General features: G+C 58.8%; 19 protein-coding genes. 17 read left to right on the forward strand and 2 right to left on the reverse strand.

From position 1 onward, the window contains the following. Nucleotides 1-63: 63 nt before the first annotated feature. The 7 genes from leuB (at nt 64) to RGM3321_RS26980 (ending at nt 7872) form a co-directional block, all read left to right on the forward strand. The gene (gene leuB / locus RGM3321_RS26950) at nt 64-1146 is read left to right on the forward strand and encodes a 3-isopropylmalate dehydrogenase (RefSeq protein ID WP_244395577.1); all 1083 of its coding nucleotides are present in this window, start codon (nt 64-66) and stop codon (nt 1144-1146) included. Between the two features lie 70 nt (nt 1147-1216). Next, nucleotides 1217-2329, forward strand: a complete 1113-nt coding sequence (gene asd, locus RGM3321_RS26955) for an aspartate-semialdehyde dehydrogenase (protein WP_244395578.1) — start codon at nt 1217-1219, stop codon at nt 2327-2329. Between the two features lie 176 nt (nt 2330-2505). Next, complete coding sequence (locus RGM3321_RS26960) at nt 2506-3510, forward strand: 2-dehydro-3-deoxygalactonokinase (protein ID WP_244395579.1); 1005 nt, start codon at nt 2506-2508, stop codon at nt 3508-3510. A gap of 1 nt (nt 3511) precedes the next feature. After that, nucleotides 3512-4147 carry a 2-dehydro-3-deoxy-6-phosphogalactonate aldolase gene (locus RGM3321_RS26965; RefSeq protein ID WP_244395580.1) on the forward strand — a complete coding sequence of 212 codons (636 nt, stop codon included), beginning with the start codon at nt 3512-3514 and terminating at the stop codon, nt 4145-4147. Further along, on the forward strand, nt 4144-5349 hold the full coding sequence (dgoD, locus tag RGM3321_RS26970) for a galactonate dehydratase (protein ID WP_279614163.1): 1206 nt from the start codon (nt 4144-4146) through the stop codon (nt 5347-5349). The genes RGM3321_RS26965 and dgoD overlap by 4 nt, the downstream gene beginning before the upstream one ends. 326 nt (nt 5350-5675) lie before the next feature. Further along, nucleotides 5676-6986 (forward strand): MFS transporter, encoded by a 1311-nt coding sequence (locus RGM3321_RS26975; protein WP_244395582.1) that lies wholly within the window; start codon nt 5676-5678, stop codon nt 6984-6986. A gap of 76 nt (nt 6987-7062) precedes the next feature. Then, nucleotides 7063-7872: an IclR family transcriptional regulator gene (locus RGM3321_RS26980; RefSeq protein WP_244395583.1), complete on the forward strand. Its 810-nt coding sequence runs from the start codon at nt 7063-7065 to the stop codon at nt 7870-7872. Between the two features lie 11 nt (nt 7873-7883). Here RGM3321_RS26980 and RGM3321_RS26985 read toward each other — a convergent pair whose 3' ends face one another. Beyond that, nucleotides 7884-8936: an NAD(P)-dependent alcohol dehydrogenase gene (locus tag RGM3321_RS26985; RefSeq protein WP_031594913.1), complete on the reverse strand. Its 1053-nt coding sequence runs from the start codon at nt 8934-8936 to the stop codon at nt 7884-7886. A gap of 179 nt (nt 8937-9115) precedes the next feature. Between RGM3321_RS26985 and RGM3321_RS26990 the strand changes: the two genes are divergently transcribed. Next, nucleotides 9116-10009, forward strand: a complete 894-nt coding sequence (locus RGM3321_RS26990) for an AraC family transcriptional regulator (protein WP_058400453.1) — start codon at nt 9116-9118, stop codon at nt 10007-10009. A gap of 47 nt (nt 10010-10056) precedes the next feature. On the opposite strand, the gene RGM3321_RS26995 is transcribed toward RGM3321_RS26990, so the two are convergent. Further along, a complete protein-coding gene (locus RGM3321_RS26995; RefSeq protein WP_244395584.1) occupies nt 10057-11712 on the reverse strand; it encodes an electron transfer flavoprotein-ubiquinone oxidoreductase in 1656 nt (551 codons plus the stop codon). 518 nt (nt 11713-12230) lie between these two features. Here RGM3321_RS26995 and RGM3321_RS27000 point away from each other — a divergent pair. The 9 genes from RGM3321_RS27000 to RGM3321_RS27040 all read left to right on the forward strand — a co-directional run bounded on the left by RGM3321_RS27000 (nt 12231) and on the right by RGM3321_RS27040 (nt 19470). After that, entirely contained in the window at nt 12231-12980 is a 750-nt protein-coding gene (locus tag RGM3321_RS27000) for an electron transfer flavoprotein subunit beta/FixA family protein (RefSeq protein ID WP_244395585.1), read from the forward strand. Then, nucleotides 12981-13910 (forward strand): FAD-binding protein, encoded by a 930-nt coding sequence (locus RGM3321_RS27005; RefSeq protein WP_244395586.1) that lies wholly within the window; start codon nt 12981-12983, stop codon nt 13908-13910. A 120-nt stretch (nt 13911-14030) separates the two neighbouring features. After that, nucleotides 14031-14858: a transporter substrate-binding domain-containing protein gene (locus tag RGM3321_RS27010; protein ID WP_244395587.1), complete on the forward strand. Its 828-nt coding sequence runs from the start codon at nt 14031-14033 to the stop codon at nt 14856-14858. 10 nt (nt 14859-14868) lie between these two features. Next, the gene (locus RGM3321_RS27015) at nt 14869-15222 is read left to right on the forward strand and encodes a DUF4398 domain-containing protein (protein ID WP_244395588.1); all 354 of its coding nucleotides are present in this window, start codon (nt 14869-14871) and stop codon (nt 15220-15222) included. After that, a complete protein-coding gene (locus RGM3321_RS27020) occupies nt 15219-16034 on the forward strand; it encodes an OmpA family protein (protein WP_244395589.1) in 816 nt (271 codons plus the stop codon). Before RGM3321_RS27015 ends, RGM3321_RS27020 begins: the two co-directional genes overlap by 4 nt. Nucleotides 16035-16251: 217 nt before the next feature. Continuing rightward, nucleotides 16252-17691: a PLP-dependent aminotransferase family protein gene (locus RGM3321_RS27025; RefSeq protein ID WP_244395590.1), complete on the forward strand. Its 1440-nt coding sequence runs from the start codon at nt 16252-16254 to the stop codon at nt 17689-17691. A gap of 116 nt (nt 17692-17807) precedes the next feature. After that, entirely contained in the window at nt 17808-18449 is a 642-nt protein-coding gene (locus RGM3321_RS27030) for a translation initiation factor 2 (protein ID WP_279614145.1), read from the forward strand. Between the two features lie 94 nt (nt 18450-18543). Further along, nucleotides 18544-18801: a YkgJ family cysteine cluster protein gene (locus tag RGM3321_RS27035; protein WP_244395592.1), complete on the forward strand. Its 258-nt coding sequence runs from the start codon at nt 18544-18546 to the stop codon at nt 18799-18801. A 57-nt stretch (nt 18802-18858) separates the two neighbouring features. Next, the gene (locus RGM3321_RS27040) at nt 18859-19470 is read left to right on the forward strand and encodes an START domain-containing protein (RefSeq protein ID WP_244395593.1); all 612 of its coding nucleotides are present in this window, start codon (nt 18859-18861) and stop codon (nt 19468-19470) included. Nucleotides 19471-19535 lie beyond the last annotated feature (65 nt).

Below are 19535 nucleotides of genomic sequence, written 5' to 3' on the forward strand. Positions count from 1 at the left end.
CGCCGCTGCGAGCGTTATAAACAGGCGTTGTTCACGACGCCGATGCACAAAATCGAGGATGTTATGAGCAAGCAGATTCTGATTCTCCCAGGTGATGGTATTGGTCCGGAAATCATGACCGAAGCGGTCAAGGTGCTGGAACTGGCCAACGAAAAGTATCAGTTGGGCTTTGAATTGACCCACGACGTGATCGGCGGCGCAGCCATCGACAAACACGGCGTGCCGCTGGCAGACGAGACCCTGGATCGCGCCCGCGCGGCCGATGCCGTGCTGCTGGGCGCAGTCGGCGGCCCGAAATGGGACACCATCGAGCGCGACATTCGTCCTGAGCGCGGTCTGCTGAAAATTCGTTCGCAACTGGGCTTGTTCGGCAACCTGCGTCCGGCGATCCTTTACCCGCAACTGGCGGATGCGTCGAGCCTCAAGCCGGAAATCGTTGCCGGTCTGGACATCCTGATCGTCCGCGAACTGACCGGTGGCATCTACTTCGGCGCGCCACGCGGCACTCGCGTGCTGGATAATGGCGAGCGTCAGGCCTACGACACGCTGCCGTACAGCGAAAGCGAGATCCGCCGCATTGCCAAGGTCGGTTTCGACATGGCCATGGTGCGGGGCAAAAAGCTTTGCTCGGTGGATAAGGCCAACGTGCTGGCGTCCAGCCAGCTGTGGCGCGAAATCGTCGAACAAGTGGCCAGGGATTACCCTGAAATCGAACTCAGCCACATGTACGTCGATAACGCCGCCATGCAGCTGGTACGTGCGCCCAAGCAGTTCGATGTGATCGTGACCGACAACCTGTTTGGCGACATTCTGTCCGATCAGGCGTCGATGCTCACCGGTTCCATCGGCATGCTGCCGTCGGCTTCGCTGGACACCGCCAACAAGGGCATGTACGAGCCTTGTCATGGTTCGGCGCCGGACATCGCCGGCAGAGGCATTGCCAACCCGCTGGCGACCATTCTGTCGGTGTCGATGATGCTGCGTTACAGCTTCAACCTGACCGATGCGGCTGACGCTATCGAGAAGGCGGTCAGCCTGGTGCTGGATCAAGGCATTCGCACCGGCGACATCTGGTCGGAAGGCAAAGTCAAAGTCGGTACGCAGGAAATGGGCGATGCAGTAGTCGCCGCGCTGCGGAATCTGTAATCTCTCTGGCCCGCCGCCTGCTGTGCATGCGCAGAGCGGTGGTCCCACTTTTATTCAAGGTGTAGTTGCGATGAAACGTGTAGGTCTGATCGGTTGGCGTGGCATGGTCGGTTCCGTGCTCATGCAGCGGATGCGGGAAGAGCAGGACTTCGATCTCATTGAGCCGGTGTTCTTCACTACTTCCAATGTCGGTGGCCAGGCGCCTTCGGTGGGCAAGGATGTTGCGCCACTGAAAGACGCCTACAGCATCGACGAGCTGAAAACCCTGGACGTAGTGCTGACCTGTCAGGGTGGCGACTACACCAATGAGGTGTTCCCCAAGCTGCGCGAAGCCGGCTGGCAGGGTTACTGGATCGATGCCGCCTCAAGTCTGCGCATGCAGGATGACGCTGTTATCGTGCTCGACCCTGTGAACCGCAAGGTCATCGACCAGCAGCTGGATGCGGGCACCAAAAACTATATCGGCGGTAACTGCACGGTCAGTCTGATGCTGATGGGCCTGGGCGGTCTGTTCGACGCCGGGTTGGTCGAGTGGATGAACGTCATGACCTATCAGGCGGCCTCCGGAGCCGGCGCGCAGAACATGCGCGAGCTGATCAGGCAGATGGGTGCGGTGCACGCTTCCGTGGCTGATGAGCTGGCCAACCCGGCCAGCGCCATTCTGGATATCGACCGCAAGGTGGCTGAAGCCATGCGCAGCGAGTCGTTCCCGACCGAGAATTTCGGCGTGCCACTGGCGGGCAGCCTGATCCCGTGGATCGACAAGGCGTTGCCTAACGGCCAGAGCCGCGAAGAGTGGAAAGGTCAGGCCGAGACCAACAAGATTCTCGGTCGCTTCAAGAGCCCGATCCCGGTCGACGGCATTTGCGTGCGCATCGGCGCCATGCGTTGCCACAGTCAGGCGCTGACCATCAAGCTGAACAAGGATGTGCCGATTGCGGACATCGAAGGCTTGATCAGCCAGCACAACCCGTGGGTCAAGCTGGTGCCGAACAACCGCGAAGCCAGCATGCACGAGCTGAGCCCGACTGCCGTGACCGGCACCCTGAGTATTCCGGTGGGCCGTTTGCGCAAACTGAACATGGGTTCGCAGTACCTGGGCGCTTTCACCGTGGGTGACCAGTTGTTGTGGGGCGCGGCAGAACCGCTGCGCCGCATGCTGAGGATACTGCTGGAGCGTTGATGCTTCGGTTTCACACGAAACCCGCTTCCTGAAAGGGCAGCGGGTTTTTTATGGGCTGTGGTTTTTATATCTGACATTTCCCAATATATGGGATTAAAATTTACATATTGAGATATCTGTAACAACAGGTTTATAGTCGGGCTGCACTCACTTCCAATAAAACAACAGGTGAAGCAATGCAGGCGCAATTGATCGCACTCGATTGGGGGACTACCTCCCTTCGTGCTTATCGACTTGGCGAGCACGGCCAGGTATTGGAACAGCGCGCCTTGAGCGCGGGCATCATGCAACTGCCGACCACGCCGCGCCTGATTGCCGGGCAATTGTGCAGTGACGGCTTCGAGCTGGCTTTCGATCAGGCCTGCGGCGACTGGCTCGATGCCCAGCCCGGCCTGCCGGTGATCGCCTGTGGCATGGTCGGCAGTGCACAGGGCTGGCGCGAGGCGGCTTATCGGGAAACGCCGGCCAGTGTCTACGAGCTGAGCGCAGCGTTGCAGACCGTACGCAGTGCGCGCGGTGTGACGGTGCACATCATCCCTGGCGTCCTGCAACGCTCTACCCTGCCCAACGTCATGCGTGGCGAAGAAACCCAGGTGCTGGGTGTGCTGGCCGGCCTCGACGCCGAGCAGAGCAGCCAGCCCTTGCTGATCGGTCTGCCCGGCAGCCATTCCAAGTGGGTTCAGGTAGCACGCGGCCGCATCGTTCATTTCGATACGTTCATGACCGGCGAGGTCTACGCCGCCCTGTGTGCGCACACCATTCTCGGTCGCACCATGCAGCAGCCCGAGGCATTCGACAGTCAGGCGTTTGATTGGGGGCTGTCGATTGCCCTGTCACAGGAAGGGGCCGCCGGGCCGCTTTCCACCATATTCAGCACCCGAACGCTCGGGCTGACCGGGCAGTTGGGTGCAACTGCCCAGCCTGACTACCTCTCCGGCCTGTTGATCGGCCATGAACTGGTGGCCATTGCCAGACTGCATCTGCATACGCATGAACAACTGCCAGCTGTGATCCTCATCGGCAGCGAGTCGCTGTGCACACGCTACGCCCGAGGCCTTGAAGTGTGCGGTTTTTCCAGCGTAACGCTGGCTGCGCAGGCCACCGAGCGGGGGTTGTGGCGGGTCGCTGAACAGGCGGGGCTGCTCGCAAGCCCGCCATCCCCAGACATTCAAGAGGTGTGACATGCTCAAGCAAGCATTGAAGGAAAACGGTCTGGTCGCAATCCTGCGCGGCCTGCGTCCCGAAGAAGCGCCTGCGATTGGCGATGTGTTGTACGAGGCCGGATTTCGGGTCATTGAAGTGCCGCTCAACTCTCCACAGCCGTTCGACAGCATCCGCTTGTTGCGCCAGCAGCTGCCGGCCGATTGCCTGATCGGTGCGGGAACGGTGCTGACCCCTGAACAGGTGACTCAGGTCAAGGATGCCGGAGGCCAGGTGATTGTCATGCCGCACAGCGATGCGAAGGTGCTGCGTGCAGCCAAGGCTGCCGGGCTGTTCCTCTCACCGGGCGTGGCTACGCCGACCGAAGCCTTTGCCGCACTGGCCGAAGGGGCTGATGTACTGAAGCTGTTTCCTGCCGAGCAGATGTCGCCCGCGGTGGTCAAGGCGTGGCTGGCAGTATTGCCCAAGGGCACGATTCTACTGCCGGTCGGGGGGATCTCGCCGGACAACATGAAGGTGTTCCTCGATGCCGGCGTGAAAGGCTTCGGTCTGGGCTCCGGGCTGTTCAAGCCAGGCATGAGCACCTCCGACGTTACCGAGCGCGCCCAGGCCTATGTGGCTGCCTGGAAGCAGCACATTACGGCGCTTGCAGACTGACCGGCTCCGGTAGTTGTTATCCAGTAAGAGAATCAACAAGAGAAACCGCACCCATGAAAATCACCAAACTCACCACGTTCATCGTTCCGCCGCGCTGGTGCTTCCTCAAGGTCGAGACCGACGAGGGCGTTGTCGGCTGGGGCGAGCCGGTCGTAGAAGGCCGCGCGCACACCGTGGCCGCTGCTGTGGAAGAACTCTCCGATTACCTGATCGGCAAGGATCCGCGCAACATCGAAGACATCTGGACCGTGCTGTACCGCGGCGGCTTCTACCGGGGTGGGGCGATCCACATGAGCGCTCTGGCAGGCATCGATCAGGCGTTGTGGGACATCAAGGGCAAGGCCCTGGGCGTTTCCGTCAGTGACCTGCTGGGTGGTCAGGTGCGTGACAAGATTCGGGTCTATTCGTGGATCGGTGGTGATCGTCCTGCCGACACTGCGCGGGCTGCGAAAGAAGCGGTCGGACGTGGTTTTACTGCGGTGAAAATGAACGGCACCGAAGAGCTGCAATTTCTCGATACCTTCGACAAGGTCGACCTGGCGCTGGCCAATGTGGCTGCTGTACGCGATGCGGTCGGGCCGAATGTCGGCATCGGTGTGGACTTCCACGGCCGGGTTCACAAGCCCATGGCCAAGGTGCTGATGAAAGAGCTGGACGCCTACAAGCTGATGTTCATCGAAGAGCCGGTGCTCAGTGAGAACTATGAAGCACTGAAGGAGCTGGCACCGCTGACCAGCACGCCGATTGCCCTGGGCGAACGGCTGTTCTCACGTTGGGACTTCAAGCGCGTGTTGAGCGAAGGTTATGTCGACATCATCCAGCCTGATGCGTCCCACGCCGGTGGCATCACCGAAACCCGCAAGATCGCCAACATGGCCGAAGCCTACGATGTCGCGCTGGCACTGCATTGTCCGCTCGGGCCTATCGCGCTGGCGGCGTGCCTGCAACTGGATGCGGTTTGTTACAACGCCTTCATTCAGGAGCAGAGCCTGGGCATTCACTACAACGAAAGCAACGACCTGCTCGATTACGTGAAGCACCCGGAAGTCTTCGATTACGACCAAGGCATGGTCAAGATCCCCAACGGGCCGGGCCTGGGCATCGAGATCAACGAAGAATACGTCATCGAACGCGCGGCCATCGGTCATCGCTGGCGCAACCCGATCTGGCGCCATGCCGATGGCAGTTTTGCGGAGTGGTAGAAAAGCAAATCCGCTAGCCATCGTTTCGGCGCTCTGCGCTCATCGCCACACATAAGTCCTGAAGAGCCTGGAAAATGGGCGTTCAGGCTTCTGCCCGCAGGGCGTAGGAGCGAACTTGTTCGCGAACAGGCTTACCTGTTCTCTGAAAATGTTTCGTTTGAACAATTGTCTTCGCGAACACGTTCGCTCCTACGGCCTTCGGCCAGAATCAAAAGCGCACTTGCGTATAACGATGAGCGCTCTACGCGGGAACGAGAATCGGCGTGCCTTCCGCTCAGTTGTATCGAAACACAGACCTCAATAAATCCAACAAGAGGCTACATTCCATGCGCACTCGAACTCTGGAGGGTGCGGCATCCCTGGTGACGCCGTCCCGCAAACGTTTCTTCATCATGGTGCTGCTGTTCATTACGGTGGTGATCAACTACCTGGACCGCAGCAACCTGTCGATTGCCGCTCCGTCGCTGACCGCCGAGCTGGGCCTTGATACGGTTCACATCGGGCTGATCTTTTCCGCGTTCGGCTGGACCTATGCCGCCATGCAATTGCCTGGTGGCTGGCTGGTGGACCGTGTGCCGCCGCGTATCCTTTACACCGCGGCGCTGCTGCTGTGGTCCATCGCGACCATCATGCTTGGTTTTGCCGCCAGCTTTATTGCGCTGTTCGTACTGCGCATGGCGGTCGGTGCGCTGGAAGCACCTGCCTATCCGATCAACAGCCGTGTCGTGACCACCTGGTTTCCGGAGCGCGAGCGGGCTACTGCCATTGGCGTCTATACCTCGGGGCAGTTCGTCGGCCTGGCGTTTCTGACCCCGGTGCTGGCCTGGTTGCAGGCGCACTACGGCTGGCACATGGTGTTTGTAGCCACCGGTGGCGTCGGCGTGTTGTGGGCGCTGATCTGGTACACGGTGTATCGCGAGCCGCGTGACTTCAAAGGCGTAAATCAACAGGAAATCGACCTGATCAAAGAGGGCGGTGGTCTGGTAGACATCCAGAAGGATGTCGAAAAACAGACGCAGGGTTTCAGCTGGCTGGACCTGGGCATTGTGCTGAGCAAGCGCAAGCTGTGGGGAATCTATCTGGGGCAGTTCTGCCTGAACTCCACTCTATGGTTCTTTCTGACCTGGTTCCCGACCTATCTGGTGAAATACCGCGGCATGGATTTCATCAAGTCCGGGCTGCTGGCGTCGTTGCCTTTTCTCGCGGCGTTTGTCGGCGTACTGTGTTCGGGGTTTTTCTCCGACTGGCTGATCCGTCGCGGGCATAGCGTGGGCTTTGCGCGCAAGTTGCCAATCATTGCCGGGTTGCTGATCTCGACCTCGATCATCGGTGCCAACTTCGTTGACTCCACCCCGTTGGTCATCACCTTTCTGGCGCTGGCATTCTTCGGCAACGGTCTGGCGTCGATCACCTGGTCGCTGGTATCGACCCTGGCCCCGGCGCGCTTGCTGGGCCTGACTGGCGGCACGTTCAATTTCATCGGCAACCTCGCAGCCATCGCCACGCCGATCGTGATCGGCTTTCTGGCAACGGGTGATTCGTTTGCGCCTGCCATCACTTACATTTCTGTGCTGGCATTGCTGGGCGCGCTGTCTTACATCCTGCTGGTAGGCAAGGTAGAGCGTATCGAGCTCTGATGTCGACGTATCTGGACGCTGGCGGCGATAATGCCGTCAGCTTTTCGATCCGCCCCTCTTATGAAAATGGCCTGTCATGTACAACGATTCGATCATCCCTGAAAAAATTACCGGCAAAGAACCGGCGCCGACAGGGACCCAGACCCTGCTGCGCGGGCTTGGCGTGGTGCAGGCGGTGGCCGGTGGCGCACGGGACCTGAAGGAAATCGCCCGGCTGATCGGCACCACACGCAGCACCACTCACCGTCTGGCCAGTTGCCTGGTCGAGGAGCGCTACCTTCGGGTGGTGCCTCAAGTGGGTTATCTGCTTGGACCGAAACTGATTGAGCTGGGGTTTCAGGCGCGCGAAGAAGTGCCACTGGCAATGCTCGCCCGGCCATATCTGGATCGGCTGTCGGAGCTGACGGGCGATACGGTGCATCTGGCGGTGCGGGAAGGGGACGACGTGCTTTATCTGCACAAGAACCCTGGTCGCAATGGCCCGGAAATGCGCTCGCGGGTCGGACATCGCATGCCGCTGGTGCGAACCGGTATCGGCAAGGCGTTGCTGCTGGACAGCGGGTTGCCGGAGTGGCAGCGGTTGTATGATGCCAGCATGCCGAGCAGTGGCAGGAATCCGCTATGGCCTGCTCATGAGCAACAAACCTGGGAGCAGTTGCAGGTGCGAAGGGAGGAATACGTGCAGGGGGGGTATGCTTTCGATCTGGAGGACAACGAACCGTCGATCCGTTGCGTTGCAGCGCCGGTACGTGATGCCAGCAAACAGATTGTTGCCGGCATCAGTGTCGCCAGTACCGTGCCCTACATGCCGCTGGAGAAGATGACCGAGCTGGTCCCGCTGATCAAGCAGATAGCAGCGGAACTCTCGGCCGATCTCGGCGGCTGAGTCGCAGCGAATCAGGCCTGCAGCGTGGCCATGTCGATCACGAAGCGGTATTTCACGTCACCGGCCAGCATGCGCTCGTAGGCTTCGTTGATGTTGCGGATATCGAGCATTTCGATGTCGCAGGTGATGTCGTTCTCGGCGCAGAAATCCAGTACTTCCTGAGTTTCAGCGATACCACCGATCAGCGAACCGGCCAGCACGCGACGGCTCATCACCAAGTGGGCTGCATGGACTGGCGGCTCGACCGGCTCGATCAGACCGACCAGAATGTGCACGCCGTCAAAACGCAGCGTTTCCAGGTAGGGGTTCAGGTCATGCTGGACCGGAATAGTGTCGAGCAGGAAGTCGAAATGACCGGCAGCTGCTTTCATCTGTTCGGCGTCGGTGGACACGATCACATGATCTGCACCCTGACGACGTGCTTCCTGAGCCTTGGCTGCGGAGCGGGTGAACAGGGTCACTTCAGCGCCCATTGCCTTGGCGAACTTGATGCCCATGTGGCCCAGGCCACCCATGCCCAGAATGCCGACCTTGTCGCCAGCCTTCACACCGTAGTGCTTGAGCGGCGAGTAAGTAGTGATGCCTGCGCAAAGGATTGGCGCAGCAGCAGCCGGGTCGAGTTTCTCTGGAATGCGCACAACGAAATGCTCGGCGACCACGATGCTGTTGGAGTAGCCACCCATGGTGTTGCTGCCGTCCACGCGGTCAGGCGTGGCGTAGGTCATGGTCGGGCCTTCCAGGCAATACTGCTCGAGATCCGATTTACAGGCCGAGCATTCGCGGCACGAATCGACCATGCAGCCAACACCGACCAGATCGCCGACCTTGTATTTGCTGGCGTTGGCGCCAGTGGCGGTCACGCGACCGACAATTTCATGGCCAGGCATCAGCGGGTAAACAGCGATGCCCCATTCGTTGCGCGCCTGGTGGATGTCGGAGTGGCAGACGCCGCAGTAGAGGATTTCGATGGCAACGTCGTCGGCACGCGGAGCGCGACGTTCGAAGGTCATCGGGGCGAGGGGGGCGGTAGCTGACTGTGCGGCATAACCTATAGCTGTGTACATGTTTGACCTCGCAAGGTGTTACGGAATAGAGGCGGTCAATTGTCCTGATACGTGCCCTTCGTGGCTATGGTGAATCCTACGTGTTTCATGCCTATTCCTCCGGCCTGACTTTTCAGGGTCGGCTATGAAGCGCAAATCTGCGATGATACAGCTGTCTGTTTCTCTGTCAGGCTGTTCCCATGACGTTACCTGTTGTTATCGATGGCAATGCCACGCTTGTCTCCTTGATCCAGCCGCTGGCAGTGCGTCCCGGCTTTGTGGCGACGCATTTGCCCGAGGTTCGTGTGCTTTCGGCGTTTGGCTATGTCGCCAGCAGCCCGCAGATTTACGAGCCGAGCCTGATGATCGTCGTGCAGGGCAGCAAGGTCGCCTGCCTGGGGCCGCGCACGTTTGAGTACGGCACCGGGCATTACCTGATTCAGGCGCTGTCTGTGCCATTCAAATGTGAGACCTTCGCCACCCCGGACAAGCCGCTGTATGGCGTGTCGGTAGCCATCGACCGCGTGCTGCTTGGCGAGTTGGTGCAAGCGATGGGCCCGGCCAGCGGCCAGGAAAGCCAGATGCAGACCCCGGAGTCGATGACCTCGGTACGTATCGACTCTGCGATGCGTGACAGCGTCGAACGCCTGCTGCGTTGTCTGCACGATCCGCTGGAGTGTCAGGCGATGGGGCAATCAAGGATTCGCGAGGTGTTATACAGCGCGCTGCGTGGACCGCAATCAGGTGTATTGCGTGCGCTGGTCGAACAGCAGGGGCAATTCGCACGGATTGCTTCGGCGGTAACCTATCTGCATGAGCACTATGATCACGCGCTGAACGTCGACACGCTGGCCAGTTGCGCAAACATGAGTACCTCGACCTTTCACGAGCACTTCAAACGCAGCACCCTGTTGTCACCGGTGCAGTACCTCAAACGTCTGCGCCTGCTCAAGGCCCAGCAATTGCTGGTGGCCGACGGGCTGAATGTGTCGCAGGTCGCGCTCAGGGTCGGCTATCAGAGCGCGTCGCAATTCAGCCGTGAATACAAACGTTACTTTGAGCGCAGTCCGGGAGAAGAGGGCTGTAGGGTTTAACGGCAAGCTACAAGCGGCAAGATCAGAGCCTGTAGCTTGCCGCTGCCTTACATATTCGGGTACGTCGGCCCGCCAGCGCCTTCCGGTGCAACCCAGGTGATGTTCTGCGAAGGGTCCTTGATGTCGCAGGTCTTGCAGTGCACGCAGTTCTGCGCGTTGATCTGAAAGCGCTTCTCGCCATCTTCCTTGGTGATGACTTCATACACGCCAGCCGGGCAATAGCGCTGGGCAGGCTCGTCGTACAGTGGCAGGTTCTTGCTGATCGGGATGCTCGGGTCGGTCAGCTTCAGGTGGCAAGGTTGTTCCTCTTCATGGTTGGTGCTGGAGAGGAATACCGAGCTGAGCTTGTCGAAGCTGAGCTTGCCGTCGGGTTTCGGGTAATCGATTTTCTTTGAGTCCGCTGCCAGCTTGAGGCAGGCGTAGTCCGGCGTGGTGTCGTGCAGCGTGAACGGCAGCTTGCCGCCGAAAATGTTCTGATCGATGAAGTTGAATGCGCCACCCTTGATCGCGCCGTATTTATGGATCGCCACGCCGAAGTTGCGGCTGGCGAACAGCTCTGCATGCAGCCAGCTGGCCTTGAAGGCATCGACGTAGGAGGTCAGCACGTCGCCGCCTTCCTTGCCGGCGAACAGGGCATCTGCAACCGACTCGGCTGCGAGCATGCCGGACTTCATTGCCGTGTGGCTGCCCTTGATCTTGGCGAAGTTCAGGGTGCCGAGGTCGCAACCGATCAACGCGCCGCCGGGGAATACCATCTTCGGCAGCGAGTTCAGGCCGCCCTTGGCAATCGCGCGTGCGCCGTAGCTGATGCGTTTGCCGCCCTCGAGATACTGTTTGATGACCGGGTGGTGCTTGTAGCGCTGGAATTCGTCGAACGGCGACAGGTACGGGTTGCTGTAGGACAGGTCGACGATCAGGCCGACTACCACCTGATTGTTCTCCAGGTGGTACAGGAACGAGCCGCCCGGATTGGCGTCGTCCAGTGGCCATCCTGCGGTATGCACCACCAGGCCCTGTTCATGCTTCGCCGGGTCGACTTCCCAGATTTCCTTCAGGCCGATGGCGTAATGCTGCACATCGGCTTCGTCGTCGAGATTGAAGCGCTTGAGCAATTGCTTGCCGATGTGACCGCGGCAGCCTTCGGCGAACAGCGTGTACTTGGCGCGCAGTTCCATGCCGGGGGTGTACAGGCCTTCCTTGGGGTTGCCTTCGCGGTCGACACCCAGATCGCCGGTGACGATACCGCGTACCACGCCGTTTTCGTCGAACAGTGCTTCCTGAGCGGCAAAGCCCGGATAGATTTCCACACCGAGGTTTTCAGCCTGCTGGGCGAGCCAGCGGCACAGGTTGCCCAGGGATATGATGTAGTTGCCATGGTTGTGCATGGTCTTGGGGACGAAAAAGTCCGGAATTTTCTGCGCCTTTTCGGCGTCGCGCAGGACGTAGATGTCATCGCGCTTGACCGGTGTATTGAGCGGAGCGCCCAATTCCTGCCAGTTTGGAAACAGTTCGTTCAGTGCGCGCGGTTCGAACACGGCACCGGACAGAATGTGTGCGCCGACTTCGGAGCCTTTCTCCACCACGCAGACGCTGATTTCCTGCCCGGCTTCAGCGGCCTTCTGTTTAAGGCGGCAAGCGGCAGAAAGCCCGGAAGGGCCGGCTCCGACGATGACGACGTCGAATTCCATGTATTCGCGTTCCACAGGCTATCTCCTACGTTCAAGGCTCACGGTATTTTTATGGGCGCTGCTTTATGGGTCGCTGCAGGCCGACGCAGGAGGTGTCGAGCACCACCCGTCTTTTAATGGCACGCATTATATCTACACCACTACATGGGTCCAATACAAACGTTTGTTTGAATTGCCCGCAGCCCAGATAAATCAAAGACACCAGACTCGGAACTGGCCGATTTGGCGTATTGACCGTAAAAGGCGTTGCGGTCAATATACGGGCGGTTTTGCGTTTGCCGTAGGCTGAACGAGGCACCTGCGTTGCAGGAAGTCTCTCAAAAGGCATCAGGCGGACGCGGTGCAGGCAACAGGTCAACGTCGCACGGCGCATTTTACACACCCTGCCGCTGCTTGACGGGTGACTCCCGGCTTTTATATGGCTTTTTAAAGTCGCCCGGACGGCCTGCACGCATTGCGATTGCTTGTTGAGGACACATATCGATCGTCTGGTGTCGCCAGGCGACTTCTTTTCACCGGAGAGTGAGGAATCCATGAAGGTTCTTGTAGCTGTCAAACGAGTGGTCGACTACAACGTCAAGGTTCGCGTCAAGGCGGACAACTCCGGCGTCGATCTTGCCAATGTCAAAATGTCCATGAACCCGTTCTGCGAAATCGCTGTTGAAGAAGCGGTGCGCTTGAAAGAGAAGGGCGTGGCAACGGAAATCGTGGTCGTCACCATTGGTCCGACCACAGCTCAGGAGCAACTGCGTACTGCTCTCGCGCTGGGTGCAGACCGTGCCGTGCTGATCGAGTCTGCCGAAGAGCTGACCTCTCTGGCCGTGGCCAAGCTGCTCAAGGCAGTGGTCGACAAGGAGCAGCCACAACTGGTGATCCTTGGCAAACAGGCTATCGATAGCGACAACAACCAGACCGGCCAGATGCTGGCTGCGCTGAGCGGCTACCCGCAAGGTACGTTCGCCTCCAAGGTTGAAGTCTCCGGTGACAAGGTTGCCGTGACCCGTGAAATCGACGGCGGCCTGCAGACTGTTTCCCTGAGCCTGCCAGCCATCGTGACCACGGACCTGCGCCTGAACGAGCCACGCTACGCTTCGCTGCCCAACATCATGAAAGCCAAGAAAAAGCCGCTAGAAGTGCTGACCCCGGATGCACTGGGCGTTTCCACGGCATCGACCAACAAGACCCTCAAGGTCGAAGCACCGGCTGCACGCAGCGCGGGCATCAAGGTCAAATCGGTGGCTGAACTGGTCGAGAAACTGAAAAACGAAGCGAAGGTAATCTAAATGACGATCCTGGTTATCGCTGAACACGACAATGCGACCGTAGCCCCGGCTACGCTCAATACCCTGGCTGCCGCGCAGAAGATCGGCGGTGACATCCACTTGCTGGTTGCAGGTTCAGGCGTAAGCGCCGTTGCCGACGCCGCCGCCAAAATTGCCGGCGTGGCGAAAGTTCTGGTGGCCGACAACGCTGCCTACGCACATCAATTGCCTGAAAACGTTGCGCCACTGGTCGTAGAGCTTGCTGCGGGTCATAGTCACGTTCTGGCTGCTGCAACCTCCAACGGCAAGAACATCCTGCCTCGCGTTGCCGCGCAGCTGGATGTCGATCAGATCTCCGAGATCGTTTCGGTGGTCTCGGCTGACACCTTCACCCGCCCGATCTACGCCGGTAACGCCATTGCTACCGTGCAGTCCACTGCCGCGATCAAGGTCATCACCGTGCGTGCCACCGGTTTCGATCCGGTCGCTGCCGAGGGTGGTTCGGCTTATGTTGAAGCGGTTTTGGCTGCTCACGATGCGGGCAAGTCCAGCTTCGTCGGCGAAGAACTGGCCAAATCCGATCGTCCAGAACTGACAGCAGCCAAGATCGTCGTATCCGGCGGTCGTGGCATGCAGAACGGCGACAACTTCAAGCACCTTTACACGCTGGCCGACAAGCTCGGTGCGGCAGTGGGTGCTTCCCGTGCTGCGGTCGACGCCGGCTTTGTGCCCAACGACATGCAGGTCGGCCAGACCGGCAAGATCGTTGCGCCTCAGCTGTATATTGCTGTCGGTATTTCCGGTGCCATTCAGCATCTGGCCGGCATGAAAGACTCCAAGGTGATCGTTGCGATCAACAAGGATGAGGAAGCTCCGATCTTCCAGGTAGCCGATTACGGGCTGGTGGCTGATTTGTTCGAAGCCATTCCCGAGCTGGAGAAGCTGGTTTAAGCCACGCGCTTCCACTATAAAGAGAACCCGTTCCGTTCGCGGTTTGTGTGCCGGCAGGTAGCTTGCGGTACATAGGCCCGGATAGAGCGGGTTTTTTATCGGGTATCAAAAGGACTTTCCATGGTGCACCCCCGGCTGCTGTCTTCGCTTTTTCTCGGGCTGATCATGCTGCCGACGCTGTCACTCGCTGCTGGCAAATGCGAGCGTCTGATTGTGACCGGCAGTCCGGATGCGCCGCCTTATCTGTGGCGTGATCCTCAAGACCCACGTCATCTGATGGGCGCCAATGCCGATCTGCTGACACAGGCGGCAGGTGAGCTGGGTATCAAGGTCGAGTTCCTGTACGGCGGCAAACGCAGTCAGGCACTTGAAGAGGTGCGCACCGGGCGCATGGATCTGTTGGCGGACGCGCCGTTCAATGCAGCGCAACTTGAGTCGCTTGACTACATTCACCCGCCGATTGTGCAGAACGACATCATGGTCTGGACGCGCCACGATCACAGCGTACCGTTCAATACCCTGGCCGAGCTGCACGACCATCCTGGTGCCATGTCGGAAAAGACCCGATTGACGCCTTCATTCGAGGCTGCGGCCAAGCAGCATCTGGCCCTGACACGCCTATCAGGCCTCACCCCGGCTTTTCAGAAGCTGGCGTTGGGTGAGGTGGATTACGTGCTTGCCGGACGTTACGCCGGGATGGTAATGGTGCAGACGCTGGGTCTTTCAGCAGACCTGGCTGCGCAACCCTTGCCGGTCGATACGCCCGGGTTTTATCTGGCGTTGTCGTTCAATTCGGCCTGCAACGAACCATGGTTGCGCGGACAACTGGCGAAAAAGATGACAGAATCGGCCGCCTCCGGCCTTGCGGGTGATGTCATCAGGCACAACCTGGAGTTGTGGAAAGCCCAACTGTTGCAACCTGCCAGCGCCAGCGCACCAGACAAGTAGGGATGTTTTTGTGAGTATTCGTTTTTTAATCGCCGTCATGGCCATCGCCACGCTGGCTGGCTGTGCCAGCGACCCGCTACCGACCGAGCAGTTCAAGCTGACCGAGCAGGCGCTGGAGCAGGCCAAAGCCGTTGGCGCGGGTGATGATCAGCCCGAGATGGAAGTCGCTCTGGCCCGCTTTGCCGAAGCTCGCGCCTCCATGGCGACCCACGCCTACAAGGACGCGCGCATGAAAGCCGAGCAGGCCGAGCTTGATGCCCGGCTGGCAGAGGCCCGAGTGCTCACCCTTAAGAGTCAGGAGCAGGTCAATCAGTTGAATACCCGCCTCAATCGGTTACGCAAGCAACTGGGAGAGGCACAATGAACCGTCTTCCGCGTGTACTGAGTGTGTGCCTGTTGCTGGGTTCGGCTGGCCTTTACGGGTGTGCCGGTCATCAGGACAGCGGACAGGCCTTGCAACAGGCCGGTGCCGATTTCCAGAAGGTCAAGGAAGATACCGATGTGTTGCGCAGCGCGCCCAAGGATGTGATTCGCGCTGGCGAATCTTTGGCTCGCGCCGAGCGTCTGTCCAGCTATCTGGGAAGCGGTGCCGATGTCAGTCATTACGCCTACCTCAGCAGCCGCTACAGCGAGATCGCGCGTGAGCACAGCAACCTGATGCTGAGCCAGGAGCGCCTGGCGAAAATGGATATGGAGCGCCAGCGTCTGCAATTGGCGCTGCGTGAGGCCAAGCTGGCCAGCGCCCAGCAGCAGGGGCGCTGGCTGGAAGATCAGATCCTCAGTCTGGCAACCACCGAGACCGGTCGCGGGCTGGTCATGACGTTGGGAGATGTGCTGTTCGACGCCGGGCACGCCGAGCTGAAAAGCTCGGCCAGTCGCACCATTCTCAAGGTTGTGCAGTTCTTGCAGATCAATCCGCGTCGAGTGGTCCGGATCGAGGGGTATACCGACAGCACAGGTGACCGTCAGGAGAATCTGAAGCTGTCGAAGGATCGTGCACAAGCGGTCGCAGACGTTCTGATGGACCTGGGTGTCGACGAGAAACGTATCCATGTCGAGGGCTATGGTCAGCAGTTTCCCGTAAATGCCAATGCGTCCGAGCGAGGGCGCGCGCAAAATCGCCGTGTGGAAATTGTTTTTTCCGATGAAAAAGGTCAGTTAGGCGCGGCGCGCTGATAAAAACCTCTCAAAAAGCCCGACGCCGGAAACGGCCTCGGGCTTTTTTGGCTTTAAAGGCTTTGCATATGGCGTTTTCAGCCGCGTTTATTTTCGTGCAGCGGTCGCGATCGCTGGCTTGAATGTAAACTGTTCCCGTACACTTCTGGACTGTGCCGGTTATTCCGTATCTGTATTTTTAAAAACAATAAATCGCCGGTCTTTTCGAGGCTGTGTCATGACCACTCTTTTGCTCTATCAACGTATCGCCCAGCAGCTTGCCGAAGATATCCGTCGCGGGGTGTATCAACCCGGTGAGCGTGTGCCTTCGGTTCGCAAGATGAGTTCGCAGCTCAATGTCAGCCATGCCACGGTGTTGCAGGCTTATGCGAATCTTGAAGACCAAGGGTTGATCCGGGCGCGTCCTCAGTCCGGCTACTATGTTCATCAAACCCCGGCACTCACGGCTTCGACCCCGGATATCGCGCGGGTCGAGCGGCCTGGTCTGGTCACGCGCAGCAGCATTATCCAGCAAGTGCTCGAAGAATCCCGCCGCGAGGGCGTGTTCGCCCTGGGTGCCGCTGTGCCTCATGTGGACTACCTGCCGGTGCGCGCGCTGCATCAGCAACTGGCGAAAGTCACGCGTTTTCATAGCCCGCGGGCCTTCAGTTATATGTTCAGTCCGGGGTTCGAACCGCTGCGCAGGCAGGTCGCCATCCGTATGCGCGACGCTGGCGTGGTGGTTGATCCGTCCGAGGTGGTGATCACTCATGGTTGCGTGGACGCACTGCAGATGACCCTGCGTGTGCTGACCCGTCCGGGTGACCTGATTGCTGCCGAGTCGCCTGCTTATTACGGATTGTTGCAACTTGCCGATCTGCTGGGCTTGAAGGTGATCGAAATCCCCAGCGATCCGGCCACCGGCATCAGTCTGGAGGCCCTGCAACTGGCGGCCAATCAATGGTCAATCAAGGCGCTGGTACTGACTTCGCGCCTGAGCAACCCATTGGGCGGCACGATGCCGGAGGAGCGGCAGAAAAACCTCCTGCGTCTGGCCTCGGACTTCGATATTCAGGTGGTTGAAGACGACGTCTATGGCGAGTTGATGTTCGAAGTCGGGAGGACCAAGGCGCTCAAGGCGTTCGATCGGCTGGGGAGGGTGATTTACTGTTCCAGCTTTTCCAAGACCCTGTCGCCGGGTGTACGTATCGGCTGGATCATTGCTGGCAAATACCAGGCAGAAATTCAACGTCTGCAGACTTTCAGCACGCACTCTGCATGCAGTGTCACGCAAATGGCAGTCGCTGCGTACCTCGAAAACGGCGGCTACGATCGGCACTTGCGTTTCATTCGCCTGGAATACCGCAAGAATCTCAGCGCCTTCCAGCTGGCGGTGCAGCAATTCTTCCCTGAGGGCACGCAGATGAGTCGCCCTGCGGGTGGGTTCATTCTGTGGGTCAGCCTGCCGGGCCGGGTCAATACTCAGGAGCTGCATGTTCGTGCGCTGGAGCAGGGTATTAGTATCGCGCCAGGGTTGATCTTCAGTAATACCGAGCAGTTCAATCACTGCATTCGCCTCAACTGCGGGATGCCTTGGAACAAAGAGGCTGAGCGAGCTCTGATGACGCTGGGTATTCTGGCCAAGCAGTTGTGTCAGGAAGCGGTACATGTGTACTGAGTTGTAAAGATTTTTTGTCAGTTGTTTTGAACTCTTGGCTTGTCAGGTTGGCCTCAAAAGGACAGCATGTGTTTCTTTTCCGGCTCTTTGCCACTGTCTTGCCTGACTTTTTGCCTATGAATGTTTTTCGCTGTCTGGGATTGCTTGTCGTTGTGCTTCTGAGTGGTTGTGATGCTCAGGACTCGACTGTGCCTAAGCCCAAAACCGAGGCGGTTATTACTGCTCCGGTCTCGCCTGAAGTGCACTTGAAGACCGAGGCTCCTGTGGAGGCGGTGGCGACGGATGCAAAACAGATAAAGGCACCCGATACCATGCATCAGTTGATGCCGGGTGTCCCGGTGGTTCCGGTAGTGGTGGGCAAGGAAAAATCACAACCCTCAGCGCCTCCGTTGGCCAAGGCGGCAGTCTCTGAAAAGTCGCCTTCGAAAGTAGTGGCAGCCAAGGCGCCTGTCAGCAAGCGCAAGAACGCCAAAGACGCCAAAACGGCCAGTGCCAAGGATGTGCGCATCAAATCGCCAAAGCTCGACCTGAGTTTGCCGCCCGAGCTTGTCAAGGAGCTGGACCCGCCCGCCAATGTGATTGCCAGCAAGCGCAAGCCGATATTGCCGCAGATGTTCGGCGACAAGGGGGCTTCGGCTAATCCGGGTCCCTTTGAGCTTGAAGGTCGATTGCTGACCAACGAAATGCAACTGCAGATGCGCAACGAAAACCGTCGTGATGTGGAAGGTGCTGCACTGGATTTCAAATTCAAGCAGTAAGCCCTGCCTATCGTCCGATACAGCGTTTTCAAACAGACGTTTTGACGGTTAATATCCTTCCTCTTTTTCTATTTTTCAGTAAGGGTGCCTGGTCATGGACTGCCGTCCCGATTGTGGTGCGTGCTGCATAGCGCCTTCCATCACATCTCCCATACCCGGCATGCCTGAGGGAAAACCTGCAGGTGAGCGATGCCTGCACTTGTCGGTCGAGTTTCTGTGCGCCTTGTTCGGCAGGCCCGAGCGACCTGCGGTATGCGGTCAGTTCAAGGCGGCTGAAGATGTCTGCGGAGTCGACCAGGCGGATGCCATTCGCCTTATCGGCTGGTGGGAAAAAGCTACTGCAGTGGCATGAACGGGCTGTTTTTGGGCGCAAGGGCTTTGTCGGAACTTCAAAACAAGGAATAAAACAATGAGTCCGCTGTATCGCATGGCTGTTGCTTGTGGTTTGACTGTAATGCTTGCCGGAACGGCGCAGGCTGACGACTGGAAAGTGGTCAAGAATGAGGATGGCATCAAGGTTTCGTTGAGTGACGTGCCTGGGTCCGACTACAAGGCCTACCAGGGCATTGCGGTCATCAATGCCAGCGTGAGCAAGCTGCGTGCGCTTCAAGAGGATGTTGTCGGGGCCTGCGCCTGGATTCATGAGTGTAAGTTGCAGAAGATACTCAAGCACGAAGGTAACAAGACCTGGACCTACAGCCAGTTCAATACGCCCTGGCCGGTGACGCCCCGTGACTCGGTGTTGTTGATCACCACTCAGGAGGGGGCTGACGGCAGTATTACCCGGAATCTTGAGGAGCAGCCCAAGTACGTTCCCGAGGAAAAGGGTTTCGTGCGTGTGACCGAGGTCAAGGGGTTCTGGAGGATGGTGCCCAAGGGGCCAAACCAGACCGAGGTGACTTATCAGGTTCACACCGAGCCCGGTGGTAGCGTGCCATCGATGCTGGCCAACAAGTTTGTTGTCGACGCGCCGTTCAACACGCTGAAAGCGCTCAGAGAGCGGGCCGCGCAAGCGCAATAATCTGCAGTATGCAGTACGCACAAAAAAGGGCTACCAGTGGCAGCCCTTTGTTTTTGCGTGTAACG

It is taken from the genome of Pseudomonas sp. RGM 3321, from assembly GCF_022836805.1.
GTDB lineage: Bacteria > Pseudomonadota > Gammaproteobacteria > Pseudomonadales > Pseudomonadaceae > Aquipseudomonas.